Below are 17,263 nucleotides of genomic sequence, written 5' to 3' on the forward strand. Positions count from 1 at the left end.
CATCAGCGGGAGGCGCATTCTACAGCGATCAAACTCGCTGTCAACCACCTCGGCGATCTTCTTTTCAGCCCGCTACCGAAGCAGCGAATGAAGAGCGGCAAGTGAATCACCCGCCTGACCACCACTCTCACCTCAGAACACCTGTAAGTACTTGATTTTCAAGTTCTTTCAGCGCTTCGTCGCTGGGAGTGGTGCGCATTATAGGGAGTTTAAATCGGCCGTCAACGACTAATTTAATCTTTCTGCAAAAAACTGTCCGCCTGATCAGTTTATAGCCACTTCCTGGCCTGCCAGCCGCCGTTCCTGGCGCAACAGGTAGGCCCCCACCAGCAGGCCCACCACGCACAGGGCTACTACATAGTAGGCAGGGCCCAGCGGATCCTCCTTCATCAGAAGGGCAACGACCATGGGCGTCAGGCCACCGAAGATGGCGTAAGCCAGGTTGTAGGAGAAGGACAGGCCGGTGAAGCGCACAACTGCCGGGAAGGCGTTGACCATCACATAAGGCACCGCGCCGATGACGCCGACGCACAGGCCGGTGACCGCATACAGCGGGAACAGCCAATCCGGATGCGCCTTGAGGCTGGTGTAGAAGGTCCAGGAGACGACGCCCAGCAGGATGCTTCCATATATAAAGGTGCGGCCCGCGCCGAAACGGTCGGCGAGACGCCCGGACAGGATGCAGCCGACGCTCAGGCAGACAATGGCCACGCTGTTGGCCTTGAGCGACGTAGCCGCGTCGAAGCCATAGACAGTCTGCAGCACCGACGGGGTCATCAGGATCACCACGACGATGCCGGCGGACAGTACCCAGGTCAGCAGCATGGACAGCACGATGGCCGGGCGATGTTCACGCACCACCACACCCAGCGGCACCTCATCGGCCAGTTGCTTGCGCAGCTGCAGTTCGGCGAATACCGGCGTCTCGTGCAGCCAGCGGCGCAGGTAGACGGAGAACAGGCCGAAGATGCCGCCCAGCAGGAACGGGATACGCCAGGCGTAACCCTGCACTTCTTCGGCGCTGTAGACGCTGTTGATCAGGGTCGCGACCAGCGAACCGATGAGGATGCCCGCGGTCAGACCCGACGTGAGCGTGCCGCAGGCATAGCCCACATGACGGTGCGGGACGTGCTCCGCTACGAACACCCAGGCACCCGGCACCTCACCACCGATGGCGGCGCCCTGGATGACACGCAGCAGTAGAAGCGCCAGCGGCGCCCAGATACCAATCTGTGCGTAGGTGGGCAGCAGGCCCATGATCAGGGTGGGAACGGCCATCAGGAAGATGCTCAGGGTGAACATCTTCTTGCGGCCCAGCAGGTCGCCGAAGTGGGCCATCACCACCCCGCCCAGCGGACGGGCCAGGTAGCCGGCGGCGAACAGGCCGAAAGTCTGCAGCTGGCGCAGCCAGTCGGGCATGTCGGCGGGGAAGAACAGCTTGCCGACCACGGTGGCGAAGAACACGAAGATGATGAAGTCGTAGAACTCGAGGGCGCCGCCCAAAGCGGACAGCGAAAGAGTCTTGTAGTCGCTGCGGGTCAACGGACGTGACGCAGGCGCGGCAGGAGCGTTCACAGAAGGCATGGTGCTTGTTATCTCTGCTGGCAAGGAGGCTGCGGCCGGCAGCCGCAGGTGCCGCACCATAGCAAATTGCGCGGAGGCGACACAGCGGCCGCGCCCGCAGGAATTTCACCCTATCCTGCGGTCGTCGCGCCGGCCCTCCCTCTATATAATGCGAGCAGGCCGATCAAAAGCTGTCCCAAGGCCTTGCGCCGGCAGGTGTCTTGGGAGAGTTTTTCCATAACCTCACCATGAGTACGCCGGGGGCAAGAGGCCCTTACCTATGATCGAGCTCGAACAAGAAGATCCTATCCCGCAAGGCGACCTGGCCTTGCAGATCACCGCCCTGCCGCGCGAGACCAACGGCTTTGGCGACATCTTCGGTGGCTGGCTGGTGGCGCAGATGGATCTCGCCGGAACCGCCATGTCCAGCCGCATCGCCGGAGGCCGCGTGGCCACGGTAGCAATCGACCGCATGGCCTTCCTGGTCCCGGTCGCAGTCGGCGCGCAGCTCTCCTTCTATACCCAGACCCTGGAAGTGGGCCGCAGCTCGATCCGCATGCTGGTCGAGGTATGGAGCGATGACCCGCTGTCCAGCGAATGGCGCAAGGTCACCGAGGCGGTTTTCGTCTTCGTCGCCATCGACGGTAGCGGGCGTACCCGACCGGTTCCTCCGCGTCGTGGCTGAAAACTGAAAGCGCCGGCACTCTCGCCGGCGTTTTCGTTTCTTACCTTCGGAATCAGCGCTGCGGTTTTCCGCGCACCGGCGCACCATCGGCCTTGAAGTAGTCGGCGGTACTGCGCGGCAGTGACGGGCGGCCGCGGACCTTATCGGCGAGCTTCTCGGCCATCATGATGGTGGTGGCGTTGAGGTTGCCGGTGATGATCAGCGGCATGATCGACGCATCGATCACGCGCAATCCTTCCATACCGTGCACACGGCCTTCGCCATCGACCACCGCCATGTCGTCATTGCCCATCTTGCAGGAGCAGGACGGGTGGAAAGCCGTTTCCGCGTGTTCACGGACGAAGGCGTCGAGGTCGGCGTCGCTCTGCTTGTCCAAGCCCGGGCTGATCTCGCGGCCGCGATAGGGGTCGAGCGCCGGCTGATTCATGATCTCGCGGGTGATCCGGATAGCGTCGCGGAACTCCTGCCAGTCCTGCTCGCAGGACATGTAATTGAACAGGATGCTCGGATGCTTGCGCGGATCACGGGAGGTCAGGTTGATCCGCCCGCGACTGGGAGAGCGCATGGAGCCGACATGAGCCTGGAAGCCGTGCTCGCTCACCGCGTTGCTGCCGTTGTAGTTAATGGCGACGGGCAGGAAGTGGTACTGGATATTCGGCCACTCGAATTCCGGACGGCTGCGGATGAAGCCGCCGGCCTCGAACTGGTTGCTCGCGCCCAGGCCGGTACCGAGGAACATCCACTCCGCGCCGATCTGCGGCTGGTTCCACCATTGCAGCGCCGGGTACAGCGACACCGGCTGCTTGCAGGCGTACTGCAGGTACATCTCCAGGTGATCCTGGAGGTTCTGGCCGACACCGGGCAGGTCATGCACTACCTCGATGCCCAGGTCGCGCAGTAGCGCGGAAGGGCCGACGCCGGAGCGCTGCAGCAGTTGCGGAGAAGCGATGGCACCCGAGCACACCAGCACTTCGCGGCGTGCGCGGACTTCCTTCAGCGCGTTGTCATCGCCATGCAGATAGGTCGCGCCGATGGCGCGCTTGCCGCTGAACAGGATGCGGTCGGTCAGCGCATGGGTGACGATGGTCAGGTTGGGCCGCTCGCGGGCCTGGTCCAGGTAGCCACGGGCAGTACTAGCGCGTCGTCCTTGCGGGGTGACGGTGCGGTCCATCGGGCCAAAGCCTTCCTGCTGGTAGCCATTGAGGTCTTCGGTACGCGGGTAACCGGCCTGCACGCCGGCCTCGACCATGGCGTGGAACAGCGGGTTGTTGCCAGCCTTGGGCGTGGTGACGCTCACCGGGCCGCTGCCGCCGTGGTAGTCGTTGGGGCCGATGTCGCGGGTCTCAGCCTTGCGGAAGTACGGCAGGCAGTCCAGGTAGGTCCAGTCTTCCAGGCCCTTCTCCTGCGCCCAGCCATCGAAGTCCATGGCGTTGCCGCGGATGTAGCACATGCCGTTGATCAGCGAGGAGCCGCCCAGGCCCTTGCCGCGTCCGCACTCCATGCGGCGGTTGTTCATGTACGGTTCGGGGTCGGTCAGGTACGCCCAGTTGTAGCGGCGGCCCTGCAGCGGATAGGCCAGCGCCGCCGGCATCTGCGTGCGGAAGTCGGCGCGGTAATCCGGGCCGCCGGCTTCGAGCAGCAGCACGCTGACGTCGGCGTCCTCGGTCAGGCGGGTAGCCAGTACGTTACCGGCAGAACCGGCGCCGATGATGATGTAGTCGTATTCCTGGGACATGCAGGCCTTCCTCTTTTTCAGGCACGACACCGCCCGCGACGCGTGCGCGCCGGTGTCTGCGTGTTCGGGATGGCCGGTGGTCAGGGAGTCATGCCTGCGACCGGCCTTTCATGGCTCGATCGCGGCGATCAGAACACCGAGGTGTAGTCGCCCAGCTCTACCTGTACGGATTTGATGCGAGTGTAGTGAGCCAGGGTGGTCAGGCCGTTCTCACGACCGACACCCGATTGCTTGTATCCGCCAACCGGCATCTCGGCCGGCGACTCGCCCCAGGTGTTGATCCAGCAGATGCCCGCTTCCAGGCGGTGGATCGCCCGGTGCGCGCGGGCCAGGTCCTGGGTCACGACGCCGGCGGCGAGGCCGTACTCGGTGTCGTTGGCGCGGCGGATGGCTTCGTCTTCGGTGTCGTAGACGAGGATGCTCATGACCGGCCCGAAGATTTCCTCGCGGACGATGGTCATGTCGTCCGTGCAGTCGGTGAACACGGTCGGCGCGACGTATGCGCCCTTGCCGAACTCGCCGTGGGTGACGCGCTCGCCACCGCACAGCAGGCGGGCCTTCTGTTCCTTGCCGGACTCTATATAGGAGAGAACGCTCTCCATGTGCGGGAAGCTCACCAGCGGGCCGAAGTTGGTGTTCTCGTCCTGCGGGTTGCCCAGGCGGATGCGCTTCACACGCTCCAGTACCTTGGCCTCGAATCGGGCCTGCAGGTTGCGGGGGATGAACACGCGGGTGCCGTTGGTGCAGACCTGGCCTGAGCTGAAGAAGTTGGCCATGACGGCGATGTCGGCGGCGCGGTCGAGGTTGGCGTCCTCGAAAATGATCAGCGGCGACTTGCCGCCCAGCTCCATGGTGACTTCCTTGAGCGAGGAGCTGGAGGCACTGGCCATGACCTTCTTGCCGGTGGCGGTGCCGCCGGTAAAGGAGATCTTCTCGATCAGTGGGTGCTCGGTCAGCCACTGGCCGACTTCGCGGCCACTGCCGGTGAGCACGTTGAACACGCCATCGGGCAGGCCGGCCGCGGTATAGACCTCGGCGAGCTTCAGCGCGGTCAGCGGGGTGACTTCGCTGGGCTTGAAGATCATCGCGTTGCCGGCGGCCAGGGCTGGGGCGGATTTCCACAGGGCGATCTGGATCGGGTAGTTCCAGGCGCCGATGCCGGCCACCACGCCCAGCGGCTCGCGGCGGGTATAGACGAAGCTGGTGTCGCGCAGCGGGATCTGTTCGCCCTCGATGGCGGGTACCAGGCCGGCGTAGTACTCGAGCACGTCGGCGCCGGTGACGATGTCGACGAAGCGGGTCTCGGCCAGCGGCTTGCCGGTGTCGAGGGTTTCCAGCTCTGCGAGTTCGTCGTTGCGCTCGCGGAGGATGTCCACGGCGCGGCGCAGGATGCGCGAGCGTTGCATGGCGGTCATTGCCGCCCAGACTTTCTGCCCTTGCACCGCCGCCTGCACGGCGCGTTCGACGTCGTCCTTCGAGGCGCGTTGTACCTGGGCGAGGACTTCACCGTTGGCCGGATTGATGGTCTCGAAGGTGGCGCCGCTGGTGGCTTCCACGTAGCGACCGCCAATGTAGAGCTTCTGTACTTCGAATCGAGCCATGGTGCGGTGGTCCTCTCTTGTCGGTGTCAGCGCAAGGCTGCGCCCGCTATCCGGGGCGCTTGGCCAGTTGTTGGTCGAGGTAGTCGTTGGCAATCGCCAACGCCTGCTCGGTTTCGAAGGCATCGCCCGAGAGCGCGCCCCGCAGCCACAGGCCGTCGATCAGCGCGGCCAGCCCGCGAGCGGCGCTGCGGGCCTGGGCCAGCGGCAGTTCGCGGCGGAACTGGCTGCACAGGTTCGAATACAACCGGTGGTCGTTGATCCGCTGCAGTCGGCGCAGCGCCGGCTGGTGCATGCTGGTCGCCCAGAACGCGAGCCAGGTCTTCATGGCCGGGCCGTTGACCTGCGAACTGTCGAAGTTGCCGGCGATGATGGCCCGCAGGTGCGAGCGCGGTTCGTCGTTGCGCAAGGTAGCGCGACGCTCGGCGACGGCCTTGCTCAATGCCGACATCAAATGTCGCATCGTCGCTTCCAGCAGCCCGTTCTTGTCCTGGAAGTAGTGGCTGATGATGCCGTTGGAGACCCCCGCGAGGCGGGCGATCAGGGCGATGCTGGCGTCGCTCATGCCCACCTGGTCCACCGCCTCGAGGGTCGCGTGGATCAGCTGGGAGCGGCGAATCGGCTGCATACCGACCTTGGGCATTTCGAATCTCCTCTTCGCCGGGCGTACCTGTGCCGTCCGGCGATAATGTGGGCCAGTCTATTCGTTTTTTATTGAACGCTCAATCAACTAAGAATATGCTGCGTTGCATCAACACCTCCGAGGCGCCCGCATGGCGGGGCCCGTGCCGTTCATCGCTACGCCACATTCCAACCCGCAAGGATCGCAGAATCCGCGCCGGATGTGTCGCAGCCGCTCTCCCCGGTGACGTCGCCTGACGGCACCTGCCCGTTGCGACGGGCTTTTTACAGCCCGGCCCGTGCCGGGCTTTCTTTTGCCCCACGTCAGGGCCCGCCCCGCGCACCAGCGACTATGGTTTCAGCCATACCCCTCGCGAGGATCGCCGCCATGTCGCAACACCCGCTCTGGCAAGCCCTGGGCCGCCACTGGAAATGGATCGCCCTGCGCGGCGTCGCCGCCCTGCTGTTCGGCATCCTGGCCATGGTCTGGCCGGGCATCGTACTGACCGTGATGGTGCTGTTCTTCGGTGCCTACGCCTTCGTCGACGGCCTGTTCACCCTGATTGCGGCCGCGCAGATGCGCGAATCCGGCCGGCCCTTGTGGCCGCTGGTGCTGGTGGGATTGCTGGGGATCGCTGCCGGGCTGGTCGCCTTCCTCTGGCCGCAACTGACCGCGCTGGGCCTGCTGATGCTGATCGCCGGCTGGGCGCTGGTAATGGGCGTGCTGCAGATCATCGCCGCGATCCGCCTGCGCAAGGCACTGCAGAACGAATGGTGGCTGGGGCTTTCCGGCGCGGTGTCGGTTCTGTTCGGCGTGATGATGATCGCCAATCCGGGGGCCGGGGCGATCGCCGTGGCCTGGGTGATCGGTGCCTACTCGGTATTCTTCGGCGCCCTGCTGATAATGCTCGCGCTGCGCCTGCGCAAGACCTCGACTTTCAATGCCTGAGCAGCGGGACTGGTGCCTGCTGCGCCTGGACGACAACGGCAACCGCTTCGTCATGCACCGCCAGCTGGCCCGCGCCGAGGCCGAGGCCCTGGCGCGGGACTACCAGGCCCGCGGCCACCGGCAGACCTACTGGGCGGAGCGCGAGACGCCACGCCCGGAATGACTCAACAGCCGGTCAGGCGCTCTTGCACACGCTCGGCGGGGAAGAAGACCGGGCGCAGACGCACGCCCACCGCGTTACCGAAGAACGCCGCCACCAGCCACAGCCAGCCGTGCAGGCTGCCGGAAGCGATGCCGCTGAAGTACGCGCCGATGTTGCAGCCATAGGCCAGGCGCGCGCCGTAGCCCAGCAGCAGACCACCGATCACCGCCGCGATGAGCGAGCGTGCGGGAATCTTCAAGCTCGGCGCAAAGCGACCGGCGAGGCCGGCGGCCAGCAGCGCGCCGATCATGATGCCGAAGTCCATGACGCTGGTGACGTCCTGCCACACCGGAGCGGCCAGCGCCTTGGCGTTGGCTTCGACTTGCCAGAAGGCCCACTGGTCGACGGCGATGCCGAGGCTTTCAAATGCCTTCGCGCCCCACAGGGCAAAGGCCGAAGTGACGCCCCACGGGCGCCCGGCCAGCACCAGGGTGGCGAAGTTCAGCAGCGCCAGCGCCACTGCGCCCCAAACCAGCGGCCAGGGGCCACGGAAGAACCGGCCGATGCCTTTCTCGCCATTGCTGGCAATCAGCTCCAGCACACCATGGCGGCGGCGCTCCAGCACCACGCTGACGGCGGCGATGGCAGCGAACAGCGCCAGGCTCAGTGCCAGCGCCGGGAACAGGCCGAGACTCTGCACGATGGAAGTCGGCGGCAGCGACGGCAGGGCGAACCACCAGCCGATGTGGTGGGTCGCGACCACCGAGCCGATGATGAAGAACAGCAGCGTCACCAGCATCCGCGCATTGCCGCCGCCCACGGTGAACAGCGTGCCGGAGGCGCAGCCGCCGCCCAGTTGCATGCCGATACCGAAGATGAAGGCGCCGACGATGACCGACGTGCCGGCCGGCGACACCAGCCCCTTCACCGGTTCGCCGAACAGCGTGCCGGCGGCCAGTGCCGGGAAGAACAGCAGCACCGCCAGCGCCAGCATCACCATCTGCGCACGCAGGCCGGCACCACGGCGCTCACGGATGAACACTCGCCAGGCGGAAGTGAAACCGAAGGCCGCGTGGTAGAGCGTCAGCCCCAGCGCGCCGCCGACCAGGAACAGCAACGCCTGCCGGCCGCTCACTACCTGGGCGAGGAAAAGCGCACCCGCCAGCAGCAGGAGGAAGGCGACCCAGGGCGCCGTGGACTTGCGCTCGGGGACGGTGGACAGGGCTAGGCTCATGGCGGCTCCGGGGTATTTTCGAGAGGGGCGATATTCTAGGGAGCCTGGTGCCTGCCGCCAACTTCGTAAGGCAGCTAAGGAAATAGCCGGGAGTTACAAGCCTCGGGGAAAGCCCGAGTTGAGCGTAGGGCGAATAACGCCCCAAGCGTTATCCGCCGCCCGACTGCGCCGGAGCTCGGACGGCGGATAACCGTAACCGGTTATTCGCCCTACGTTCGAGCCCAGGCCTTGCGCAAAGCCTTCAACGCCTCGGCAATCCGCGCCTCCGGCACCGCGGCAAAGCCCAGCACCAGCCCGGCACGCTGGTCCGCCGGCTCGATGGACTCCGGCAGCCAGTAATCGCTCAGGGCATTCACCTCGACACCAACCGCCGCCGCACGCTGCACCAGTTCCAGCTCACGCTCGCGGCTGTCGACCCGCACGCACAGGTGCAAGCCTGCTTCCACCGCCGGCATCGGCGCGCAGCCAGCCACCTCCGGCCAGCCGCGCAGCAGCGCATCGCGGCGACTGCGAGCAGCGCGGCGCATGCGCCGGACATGACGCTGGAAATGCCCTTCGGCGATGAAGTCCGCCATCACCCGCTGGGTACCGACCTCGGAATGCCGCACATCCAGCGCACGGCGACGGGCGAAGGATTGCGCCAGCGCCGGGGGGACGACCAGGTAGCCCAGGCGCAGCGCCGGAAAGGCGATCTTGCAGAAGGTGCCGACATAGAGCACGCGATCATGGCGATCCAGCGCGGCCAGCGGCATCAGCGGCGTGCCACTGTAGCGGTACTCGCCGTCGTAGTCGTCCTCGACTATCCAGCCGCCGCTGCGCTCGGCCCACTCCAGCAGTTCCAGGCGCCGCGCCAGGGAAAGGGTCACGCCGGTGGGGTACTGATGCGACGGCGTGACGTAGACCACCCGGCAGTCCGGCAGTTGTTCCAGCTGCGCTGTGCACAGGCCATCGGCATCCACCGGCACGCCGTTCAGGCGCGCCCCCGCCGTGGCGAATGCATGACCCGCAGCGCGGTAGCCGGGGTTCTCGATGGCCGCGCCGTCACCTTCGGCGAGCAGCACCTGGGCACAAAGTGCGATGCCCTGTTGGGCGCCGCTGGTGACGATGATCTGTCCGGCATCGCAATGCAGGCCACGGGTGGTGCGCAGGTAGGCGGCGACCAGTTCGCGCAGGCGATGCTCGCCGGCCGGGTCGCCGTAACCCAGGCAATCCAGCGGCGGATCGCGCCAGAAGCGCGCCTGCAACCGCGCCCAGGTATCGAAGGGGAAGAGGTCGAAGGCCGGTACGCCGACCCGGAACGCCCGTGGCGCGCCGGTCGGAGGCAGCGGCAGATGGTGCCGCGCGAGGCGTTCCAGCGAGGGCGCATCCGGGCTGCGGGCTTCGCTGCGAACCGCATCGACCGAGGGCTGAACCCGCTCCGCCACGTAGGTGCCATCGCCCGTGCGGCCTTCGATGTAACCCTCGGCGTAGAGCTGCTCGTAGGCGCGCACCACGGTATTGCGCGAAACCCCCAACGATGAGGCCAGGTCGCGGCTGGCCGGCAGGCGCGAACGGGCAGCCAGGCGACCGTCGAGGATGCGCTCGCGCAACGCCTGCAACAGTTGCGCGCCCAGCGGTCGGGCGGGATCGAGGCGGATGCCGGACGGGTTGAAGGACAACGGGACGCTCATGGAGGCTGATTCCAGATGACAGCAATGGTTCCTTTTATTTCACCATTAATGGCTCTTTAGCAGAACCAATTTCCGACCTAGTCTGAAAGCATTCCAACGCACACAAGGTTGTCAGCATGTCCTCCGCCGTCGAGATCCGTCCGATCAGCGCCGCTGATCACGCTGCCTGGCTGCCACTCTGGCAGGGCTACCAGCGCTTCTACAAGACCACCATTGACGAAGCCACCACGGCCGTCACCTGGCAGCGTTTCCTGGACGCGGCAGAACCGATGCACGCCGCCCTCGCCTGGCGCGATGGCGTGGCCATCGGCATGGTGCACTTCATTTACCATCGTTCCTGCTGGACCCAGGGCGACTACGTCTACCTGCAAGACCTGTATGTCGCTGAAGGCCAGCGCGGCGGCGGCATCGGCGCGCAGCTGATCGAGCACGTCTACGCCGACGCCCGCGCCAATGGCGCCTCGCGGGTGCACTGGCTGACCCACGAGAGCAACACCGACGCCATGTTCCTCTATGACCGGATTGCCGACCGCTCCGGGTTCGTCCAGTACCGTAAGATCCTCTGAGCCGGAGCGCCCATGAACGACCAACCCCTGCTGAACTGGCGCCCCTCCACCAGCCCCGAACGCCGTACCCTGACCGGCCGCACCATCAACCTGGCGCCGCTGGACGCCGCCCTGCATGGCGATGACCTGTGGCAAGCGTTGCAAGGCCCGGACTCCGATCCGGTGCTGTGGGACTACCTGCCCTACGGCCCCTTCCCCGAGCGCGCGCCTTTCGATGCCTGGCTGGCGGGCAACGCAGCGAGCAACGACCCACTGTTCTTCGCCGTGATCGACCGCACCAGCGGGCGCGCCGTCGGCCTGCTCAGTTACCTGCGGATTTTCCCGAAGGACGGCAGCATCGAGATTGGCCACATCGCCTACGGCCGTGTGATGCAACGCTCGCCGGCCTCCACCGAGGCGGTCTACCTGCTGGCCCGCTGGGCCTTCGAGATGGGCTACCGACGCCTGGAGTGGAAGTGCAACGCGCTTAACGCCCGCTCCATGCGCGCCGCCGCGCGCCTGGGCTTCGTCTTCGAGGGCACCTTCCGCCAGGCCACGGTGGTCAAGGACCGTAACCGCGACACCGCGTGGTTCTCCATCATCGACAGCGAATGGCCACGCTGCCAGCAGGCCTTCGAGGCCTGGCTGGTCGCATCCAATTTCGACGGCGAAGGACGGCAGCGGACACAGCTGGCAGACCTGCGCCTGCGCTGATCTTTTCATTCTCCGGGAACTGCCTGCGGCGCGAAGGATCGGTGATACTGAAACTTTCGCAGCGCAGTCCCGGAGAACACCATGAGCAGCGACATCCAGACTCCCCGCGTCGAGCAGGTACAGATCGATCAACTGTCCTGCTGGCGCATCCACACCGCTTATGGTGAAGCCCTGATCGCCCAGCAAGGTGCGCAACTGCTCAGCTACCAGCCCCACGAACAGCCGCCTTTGGTGTGGCTGAGCGATACCGCCGAGTATCGCCACGGCCAATCCGTGCGCGGCGGCGTGCCGGTGTGCTGGCCGTGGTTCGGCAACCTGGACCGCAACCCGGTGGACATCCGCACCGCCTACCAGGGCGACAAGCCGCCGGCCCACGGCCTGGTGCGTGCTCTCGACTGGCAGTTGGACGACATCGCCGACGAGCAGGGCCAGCTGTCGGCGCACTTCAGCTACGACGCCAGCCAGGGCCTGCCCGGCTGGGCGCACTCGGCGCGCCTGGAACTGGTGATGCGCTTCGGCGAACGCCTAACGCTGGAAATGACCACCCACAACCTCGGCGACAAGCCGCTGCCGCTGACCCAGGCACTGCACACCTACTTCGCCGTCAGCGATTGCCGCCAGGTCAGCATCGAAGGCCTGCAGGGCAACCGCTACCTCGACGCCATGGAGAACTGGGAGGAGCGCCAGCAGCACGGACTGATCCGCTTCACCGGCGAGACCGACCGCGTCTACCTGGACGTGGAGAAGACCCTGGTGATCCAGGACCCGCTGTGGGAGCGCGGCATCCACATCAAGGCTGGCGGCTCGCGCTCGGCGGTGGTGTGGAACCCCTGGATCGACAAGGCCGCGCGCCTGTCGCAGATGCCCGACGATGCCTGGACCGGCATGCTCTGCATCGAGACCGCGCGGGTGATGGACGACGCCATGAGCGTGGCGCCGGGGCGCAGCGAGACCATGAGCGTGGAAATCTGGGGTGAGCCGCTGAAGGCCTGATGGCCTTGGAGGGCGTCCAACGCGCCAGCGTTATCCGCCGTAGACGGTCCGGCGAATAACCTGTTCCAGGTTATTCGCCCTACGTTCTCTCCTCGAGAATCGGTGTGCAGCCGCGAACGGTGGTACGCCGACAAGCCTTACAGATCGCTCTCTTCCACCGGCCGCACCTTGGCGTCGTCGATGGCGTAGGCTGCGTCGGCCAGGTCATTGCTGATCTTCTCCACCTTCAGCGTGCCGCTGACCCAGATCGGGTTGTAGATATCGTCGATCTGGATGCCCTTGGGATAGCGCACCAGCACGATCTGGTTCGGCGGCGGCGGCGGCACGTGGATGCAGGCGCCCGGGTAAGGCACCAGGAAGAATTCGGTGACGCGGCCCTTCGCGTCGTTCTCCAGCGGCACCGGGTAGCCGCCCAGGCGCAACGCTTTGCCATTCAGCGCGGCCACGGTCTTGGTCGAATACATCACCTGCGGCAGCTTCTTGTCGGACTGCTTCAGCCCGCCCTTGTTGGTGAAGGTACCGTTGGCCTCGGGGCCGTTGTGGGTGATTTCCGGCATGTCCTCCAGCGCCTTGCGATCGCTCGGCGGCATCAGGGAAAGCCAGTCGGTTTCGGGGAGTTCGGCGGCAGACGCCAGGGACGTCAGCACTATCAGACAGCAGGCGAGCAATGGTCGGCGCATCGTGGACTCGAAGGGCCCGGTCGGGCACAGGCGGTAAGGGCTTCCTGCGCCCTCCCCCTGGGCGGGAGAGGGGCGGAAATCACCGTCAATTCTTCTTGATCAGGCCGTAAATGACCAGCAGCACGATGGCGCCGATTACCGCACCGATGAAGCCCGCCGCCTGGCCGGCCGCGTAGATGCCGAGCGCCTGGCCACCGTAGGTCGCCAGCAGCGAGCCGCCGATGCCGATCAGGATGGTCATGATCCAGCCCATGCTGTCGTCGCCCGGCTTCAGGAAGCGTGCGATGAGTCCGACGATCAGGCCGATGACGATGGTTCCGATGAAGCCCATGACAGTCCCTCCTTGTGGGATATGCGCGGCGTATTCGCGCGTGTCATGGGACAGTGTAGGAAAGCATCGCGTTCCGTGTTTCCCCGCGTGCCAGAGCGAGTCGGAGTGTTTCGCGAGCCTTACAGCAGTCTGCCGATCGCCCATGAAAAAAGCCGCGTCAGCGATTGACGCGGCTTTCTCCTGTCACCCTAGTCGGCGGGCCGTCAGGCCTTGGCGATCAGCGCCTCGACCTCGGCGATGCGCGCCTTCAGGGTCGGCAGGTCGGCGCTGCGCAGGGTGGCGTGGCCGACCTTGCGCCCGGCCTTGAAGGCCTTGCCGTAGTGGTGCAGGTGGCAGTCGGCAATGTTCAGCACATCGGCCACCGGCGGTACTTCGCCGATGAAGTTGAGCATGGCGCTCTCGCCCACTTTCGCGGTCGAGCCCAGTGGCAGGCCGGCGATGGCGCGCACGTGGTTCTCGAACTGGCTGCACTCGGAACCTTCGATGGTCCAGTGGCCAGAGTTGTGCACGCGCGGGGCGATCTCGTTGGCCTTCAGGCCGCCGTCGACTTCGAAGAACTCGAAAGCCATCACGCCAACGTACTGCAGCTGGTCCAGCACGCGGCCGACGTAGTCTTCGGCCAGCGCCTGCAGCGGGTGGTCGGTGCTCGCCACGGAAAGGCGCAGGATGCCGTTCTCGTGGGTGTTGTGCACGAGCGGGTAGAAGCGCGTCTCGCCGTCGCGGGCGCGTACCGCCACCAGCGAAACTTCGCCGGTGAAGGGCACGAAGCCTTCGAGGATGCACGGCACGCTGCCCAATTCAGCAAAGGCGCCGCTGACGTCCTCGGCCTTGCGCAGGACCTTCTGGCCCTTGCCGTCGTAGCCCAGGGTGCGGGTCTTCATCACCGCCGGCAGGCCGATGCTGGCCACCGCGGCGTCGAGGTCCGCCTGGGACTGCACGTCGGCGAACGCCGGGGTCGGAATGCCCAGGTCCTTGAACATGGACTTCTCGAACCAGCGGTCGCGGGCGATGCGCAGCGACTCGGCGTTCGGGTAGACCGGGACGAACTGCGAGAGGAAGGCCACGGTCTCGGCCGGCACGCTCTCGAATTCGAAGGTCACCACGTCGACTTCATCGGCCAGCTGGCGCAGGTGATCCTGGTCGCTGTAGTCGGCGCGGATGTGTTCGCCCAGGGCTTGCGCGCAGGCGTCCGGCGCCGGGTCGAGGAAGGCGAAGTTCATGCCCAGCGGTGTACCCGCCAGGGACAGCATGCGGCCCAGCTGGCCGCCACCGATGACACCGATCTTCATGGTCGTACTCAGGCCTCGCGCGGATCGGGATTGTCCAGCACCGTCTCGGTCTGGGTGGCGCGGAACTGCTTCAGCGCCTCGTGGTATTTGGGGTACTTGGCACCCAGGATGCTGGCGGAAAGCAGGGCTGCGTTGGTCGCGCCGGCCTTGCCGATGGCCAGGGTGGCGACCGGGACGCCGGCGGGCATCTGCACGATGGACAGCAACGAATCGACGCCCGAGAGCATGGAGGACTGGACCGGCACGCCGAGGACCGGCAGATGGGTCTTCGCGGCGCACATGCCCGGCAGGTGGGCGGCACCGCCGGCGCCGGCGATGATCACTTCGATGCCACGGCCATCGGCCTCTTCGGCGTACTGGAACAGCAGGTCCGGAGTACGGTGGGCGGAAACCACCTTCACTTCATACGGAATGCCGAGCTTGTCCAGCATGTCTGCGGTGTGGCTCAGGGTGCTCCAGTCGGATTTGGAACCCATGATCACGCCAACCAGTGCGCTCATCGTCGTGCCTCTCTCAAGTGCGCTCTTGGGCGCGTCAGAAACCAACAAGCCACGACTCCGTGAGGGCGTGGCTTGTACGTGGCCAAACCGGCGGGCAGTGCCGGCTTGAAGGCGGCGCAGTATACCGCAAAGGGCGCGGCGGAGTGCACTGTGCGTGACCGTTGGTCCCGATTTCGTCATTACCCGATTGAATCGCCCTGCAATGAATTCGGAAAAGCTTGCCGCAGCTCAAGATGACCTAGGCTCAGAGGCTCAGACTCGTCTGACACGAACCTGCCCGGATGGGGCAGGTCCCTCACCCTTCAAGGAGCGAGCGCAATGTCCACGACCCTGCCCACGACCATGAAAGCCGCCGTCGTCCACGCCTTTGGCGAGCCACTGCGGATCGAGGAAGTCAAAGTCCCGCTGCCCGGCCCGGGGCAGATCCTGGTGAAGATCGAAGCGTCCGGCGTCTGCCACACCGACCTGCACGCCGCCGAAGGCGACTGGCCGGTGAAGCCGAGCCTGCCGTTCATTCCCGGCCATGAGGGCGTCGGCTTCGTCGCTGCGGTCGGCGCCGGCGTCACCCGCGTGAAGGAAGGCGACCGCGTCGGCGTGCCCTGGCTGTACACCGCCTGCGGCTGCTGCGAGCACTGCCTGACCGGCTGGGAAACCCTCTGCGAGAGCCAGCAGAACACCGGCTATTCGGTGAACGGCGGCTACGCCGAATACGTGCTGGCGGACCCGAACTACGTCGGCATCCTGCCCAAGGACGTCAGCTTCCTGGAAATCGCGCCGATCCTCTGCGCGGGCGTCACCGTCTACAAGGGCCTGAAGGAAACCGGCGCGCGCCCCGGCCAGTGGGTGGCGATCTCCGGTATCGGCGGCCTCGGCCACGTGGCTGTGCAGTACGCCAAGGCCATGGGCCTGCATGTGGTGGCGGTGGACGTGGATGACGCCAAACTGGAGCTGGCCAAGCGCCTGGGTGCCAGCCTCACCGTCAACGCGAAGAAGGAGGACCCGGTCGAGGTGGTGCAGCGCGATATCGGCGGCGCCCACGGCGTGCTGGTCACGGCGGTATCCAACAGCGCCTTCGGCCAAGGCATCGGCATGGCGCGTCGCGGCGGTACCGTGTCGCTGGTCGGCCTGCCGCCGGGCGATTTCCCCACGCCGATCTTCGACGTGGTGCTCAAGGGCCTGCACATCACCGGCTCCATCGTCGGCACCCGCGCCGACCTGCAGGAAGCCCTGGATTTCGCCGGCGAAGGCCTGGTGAAGGCCACCGTCGCCTCCGGCAAGCTGGATGACATCAACGGCATCCTCGACCGCATGCGTGCCGGGCAGATCGAAGGGCGGATCGTGGTCGAGATGTAAAGCTCCTCCCGCACAGAGCAAGAGCCCCTCACCTGACCCTCTTCCGCTAGCGGGAGAGGGTCAGAGTGAAACGCGCGTCGCCAGCACCACCTGCTCCCCTTCCTTTCTGAGCGAGGTCCTTGCGCCAAAGCCTACCTGCAACACGGCCGGGAGCGCCTGGCCCATGGGCGCTACTCCTACACCCATCGCCGACAGCACGGGTATCGCTTCGCTCCACGCCACCCAACAAATGCACTCAGGGCCTGGGCGCGGGACAGTTGAAGTCGCCTTCCTGGCAGTCGGACAGCGTCTGCAGTTCCTTGATGCGATTCTCGGTCATGGCCTTCAGGCAATTGCTGTAGGCCATCGGGTAGCCCGATCCGCCCTTGGCGCCCGCCGTCTCGAACTGGCAGCTAAGGTCGCGGTACTTCAGCCAGGCCTTCTGCGCGGCGGTCAGGGCCTTCTTCTGCCCGGCATCCAGGCGTTGACGGTACTGCCCGTAGAGGTCGTTGAGGCGCTTGTCGCTGGCCTTGTAGGCGGCGCCGGTGCAGGCGTTTATCTCGGCCTGGGTCTGGGCGTGGGCGCAGTCGTCGGCGAGAGCCGCAGCGCTGAGGACCAGCAGCGGCAAGGAAAGAAGCAGAGCTTTCATGGGCGAATCGTCCTGACGTTCGATCCGCCCACT

At 65.9% G+C, this 17,263-nt stretch carries 18 protein-coding genes; 7 read left to right on the plus strand and 11 right to left on the minus strand.

The features are described 5' to 3' along the window. Nucleotides 1-264: 264 nt before the first annotated feature. Complete coding sequence (locus IB274_RS24245; RefSeq protein ID WP_192435409.1) at nt 265-1,584, minus strand: MFS transporter; 1,320 nt, start codon at nt 1,582-1,584, stop codon at nt 265-267. Between the two features lie 259 nt (nt 1,585-1,843). Between IB274_RS24245 and IB274_RS24250 the strand changes: the two genes are divergently transcribed. Then, complete coding sequence (locus IB274_RS24250) at nt 1,844-2,248, plus strand: acyl-CoA thioesterase (protein WP_017521585.1); 405 nt, start codon at nt 1,844-1,846, stop codon at nt 2,246-2,248. Between the two features lie 52 nt (nt 2,249-2,300). Here the strand turns inward: IB274_RS24250 and betA are convergent, their stop codons facing one another. The 3 genes from betA to betI all read right to left on the minus strand — a co-directional run bounded on the left by betA (nt 2,301) and on the right by betI (nt 6,224). Beyond that, nucleotides 2,301-3,983, minus strand: coding sequence for a choline dehydrogenase (gene betA, locus IB274_RS24255; protein WP_192435410.1), 1,683 nt, complete (start codon nt 3,981-3,983; stop codon nt 2,301-2,303). A gap of 128 nt (nt 3,984-4,111) precedes the next feature. Beyond that, nucleotides 4,112-5,584 carry a betaine-aldehyde dehydrogenase gene (gene betB, locus IB274_RS24260; protein ID WP_192435411.1) on the minus strand — a complete coding sequence of 491 codons (1,473 nt, stop codon included), beginning with the start codon at nt 5,582-5,584 and terminating at the stop codon, nt 4,112-4,114. A 46-nt stretch (nt 5,585-5,630) separates the two neighbouring features. After that, the gene (gene betI / locus IB274_RS24265; RefSeq protein WP_192435412.1) at nt 5,631-6,224 is read right to left on the minus strand and encodes a transcriptional regulator BetI; all 594 of its coding nucleotides are present in this window, start codon (nt 6,222-6,224) and stop codon (nt 5,631-5,633) included. A gap of 366 nt (nt 6,225-6,590) precedes the next feature. On the opposite strand from betI, the gene IB274_RS24270 reads away from it, so the two are divergent. Together IB274_RS24270 and IB274_RS24275 are read left to right on the plus strand one after the other, a co-directional pair. After that, a complete protein-coding gene (locus IB274_RS24270; protein WP_192435413.1) occupies nt 6,591-7,151 on the plus strand; it encodes an HdeD family acid-resistance protein in 561 nt (186 codons plus the stop codon). After that, nucleotides 7,144-7,314 carry a hypothetical protein gene (locus tag IB274_RS24275; protein ID WP_192435414.1) on the plus strand — a complete coding sequence of 57 codons (171 nt, stop codon included), beginning with the start codon at nt 7,144-7,146 and terminating at the stop codon, nt 7,312-7,314. The genes IB274_RS24270 and IB274_RS24275 overlap by 8 nt, the downstream gene beginning before the upstream one ends. Before the next feature lies 1 nt (nt 7,315). Here IB274_RS24275 and IB274_RS24280 read toward each other — a convergent pair whose 3' ends face one another. Both IB274_RS24280 and IB274_RS24285 read right to left on the minus strand, forming a co-directional pair. After that, entirely contained in the window at nt 7,316-8,527 is a 1,212-nt protein-coding gene (locus IB274_RS24280; RefSeq protein ID WP_192435415.1) for a YeeE/YedE family protein, read from the minus strand. Between the two features lie 209 nt (nt 8,528-8,736). Beyond that, nucleotides 8,737-10,197, minus strand: a complete 1,461-nt coding sequence (locus tag IB274_RS24285) for a PLP-dependent aminotransferase family protein (RefSeq protein ID WP_192435416.1) — start codon at nt 10,195-10,197, stop codon at nt 8,737-8,739. A gap of 116 nt (nt 10,198-10,313) precedes the next feature. Between IB274_RS24285 and IB274_RS24290 the strand changes: the two genes are divergently transcribed. The 3 genes from IB274_RS24290 (at nt 10,314) to IB274_RS24300 (ending at nt 12,449) form a co-directional block, all read left to right on the plus strand. Further along, nucleotides 10,314-10,763, plus strand: a complete 450-nt coding sequence (locus IB274_RS24290) for a GNAT family N-acetyltransferase (protein ID WP_192435417.1) — start codon at nt 10,314-10,316, stop codon at nt 10,761-10,763. Nucleotides 10,764-10,775: 12 nt separating this feature from the next. Next, nucleotides 10,776-11,456 (plus strand): GNAT family N-acetyltransferase, encoded by a 681-nt coding sequence (locus IB274_RS24295; RefSeq protein WP_192435418.1) that lies wholly within the window; start codon nt 10,776-10,778, stop codon nt 11,454-11,456. 81 nt (nt 11,457-11,537) lie between these two features. After that, a complete protein-coding gene (locus IB274_RS24300) occupies nt 11,538-12,449 on the plus strand; it encodes a D-hexose-6-phosphate mutarotase (RefSeq protein WP_192435419.1) in 912 nt (303 codons plus the stop codon). Between the two features lie 137 nt (nt 12,450-12,586). Here the strand turns inward: IB274_RS24300 and IB274_RS24305 are convergent, their stop codons facing one another. The 4 genes from IB274_RS24305 to purE form a co-directional block, all read right to left on the minus strand. Further along, nucleotides 12,587-13,129, minus strand: coding sequence for a DUF3299 domain-containing protein (locus IB274_RS24305; protein WP_192435420.1), 543 nt, complete (start codon nt 13,127-13,129; stop codon nt 12,587-12,589). 85 nt (nt 13,130-13,214) lie between these two features. Continuing rightward, nucleotides 13,215-13,460: a GlsB/YeaQ/YmgE family stress response membrane protein gene (locus IB274_RS24310; protein WP_081519143.1), complete on the minus strand. Its 246-nt coding sequence runs from the start codon at nt 13,458-13,460 to the stop codon at nt 13,215-13,217. Between the two features lie 203 nt (nt 13,461-13,663). Continuing rightward, nucleotides 13,664-14,749: a 5-(carboxyamino)imidazole ribonucleotide synthase gene (locus IB274_RS24315; protein WP_192435421.1), complete on the minus strand. Its 1,086-nt coding sequence runs from the start codon at nt 14,747-14,749 to the stop codon at nt 13,664-13,666. A gap of 8 nt (nt 14,750-14,757) precedes the next feature. Then, complete coding sequence (gene purE, locus IB274_RS24320; protein ID WP_024766741.1) at nt 14,758-15,249, minus strand: 5-(carboxyamino)imidazole ribonucleotide mutase; 492 nt, start codon at nt 15,247-15,249, stop codon at nt 14,758-14,760. A gap of 318 nt (nt 15,250-15,567) precedes the next feature. On the opposite strand from purE, the gene adhP reads away from it, so the two are divergent. Continuing rightward, nucleotides 15,568-16,602, plus strand: coding sequence for an alcohol dehydrogenase AdhP (gene adhP, locus IB274_RS24325; protein ID WP_192435422.1), 1,035 nt, complete (start codon nt 15,568-15,570; stop codon nt 16,600-16,602). Between the two features lie 235 nt (nt 16,603-16,837). Here the strand turns inward: adhP and IB274_RS24330 are convergent, their stop codons facing one another. Continuing rightward, the gene (locus IB274_RS24330; RefSeq protein ID WP_192435423.1) at nt 16,838-17,230 is read right to left on the minus strand and encodes a lysozyme inhibitor LprI family protein; all 393 of its coding nucleotides are present in this window, start codon (nt 17,228-17,230) and stop codon (nt 16,838-16,840) included. Between the last annotated feature and the right edge of the window lie 33 nt (nt 17,231-17,263).

It is taken from the genome of Pseudomonas sp. PDM18 (assembly GCF_014852585.1).
In the GTDB taxonomy this organism is placed as follows: domain Bacteria; phylum Pseudomonadota; class Gammaproteobacteria; order Pseudomonadales; family Pseudomonadaceae; genus Pseudomonas.

Bases quoted from the DNA above. Each gene is read 5' to 3' on its own strand.
- IB274_RS24330 (WP_192435423.1), bottom strand. From the start codon at position 17,230: ATGAAAGCTCTGCTTCTTTCCTTGCCGCTGCTGGTCCTCAGCGCTGCG.
- IB274_RS24280 (WP_192435415.1), bottom strand. From the start codon at position 8,527: ATGAGCCTAGCCCTGTCCACCGTCCCCGAGCGCAAGTCCACGGCGCCC.
- IB274_RS24245 (WP_192435409.1), bottom strand. From the start codon at position 1,584: ATGCCTTCTGTGAACGCTCCTGCCGCGCCTGCGTCACGTCCGTTGACC.
- IB274_RS24270 (WP_192435413.1), top strand. From the start codon at position 6,591: ATGTCGCAACACCCGCTCTGGCAAGCCCTGGGCCGCCACTGGAAATGG.
- IB274_RS24305 (WP_192435420.1), bottom strand. From the start codon at position 13,129: ATGCGCCGACCATTGCTCGCCTGCTGTCTGATAGTGCTGACGTCCCTG.
- IB274_RS24250 (WP_017521585.1), top strand. From the start codon at position 1,844: ATGATCGAGCTCGAACAAGAAGATCCTATCCCGCAAGGCGACCTGGCC.
- IB274_RS24275 (WP_192435414.1), top strand. From the start codon at position 7,144: ATGCCTGAGCAGCGGGACTGGTGCCTGCTGCGCCTGGACGACAACGGC.
- adhP (WP_192435422.1), top strand. From the start codon at position 15,568: ATGTCCACGACCCTGCCCACGACCATGAAAGCCGCCGTCGTCCACGCC.
- betB (WP_192435411.1), bottom strand. From the start codon at position 5,584: ATGGCTCGATTCGAAGTACAGAAGCTCTACATTGGCGGTCGCTACGTG.
- purE (WP_024766741.1), bottom strand. From the start codon at position 15,249: ATGAGCGCACTGGTTGGCGTGATCATGGGTTCCAAATCCGACTGGAGC.
- IB274_RS24310 (WP_081519143.1), bottom strand. From the start codon at position 13,460: ATGGGCTTCATCGGAACCATCGTCATCGGCCTGATCGTCGGACTCATC.
- betI (WP_192435412.1), bottom strand. From the start codon at position 6,224: ATGCCCAAGGTCGGTATGCAGCCGATTCGCCGCTCCCAGCTGATCCAC.
- IB274_RS24295 (WP_192435418.1), top strand. From the start codon at position 10,776: ATGAACGACCAACCCCTGCTGAACTGGCGCCCCTCCACCAGCCCCGAA.
- IB274_RS24315 (WP_192435421.1), bottom strand. From the start codon at position 14,749: ATGAAGATCGGTGTCATCGGTGGCGGCCAGCTGGGCCGCATGCTGTCC.
- IB274_RS24285 (WP_192435416.1), bottom strand. From the start codon at position 10,197: ATGAGCGTCCCGTTGTCCTTCAACCCGTCCGGCATCCGCCTCGATCCC.
- IB274_RS24290 (WP_192435417.1), top strand. From the start codon at position 10,314: ATGTCCTCCGCCGTCGAGATCCGTCCGATCAGCGCCGCTGATCACGCT.
- betA (WP_192435410.1), bottom strand. From the start codon at position 3,983: ATGTCCCAGGAATACGACTACATCATCATCGGCGCCGGTTCTGCCGGT.
- IB274_RS24300 (WP_192435419.1), top strand. From the start codon at position 11,538: ATGAGCAGCGACATCCAGACTCCCCGCGTCGAGCAGGTACAGATCGAT.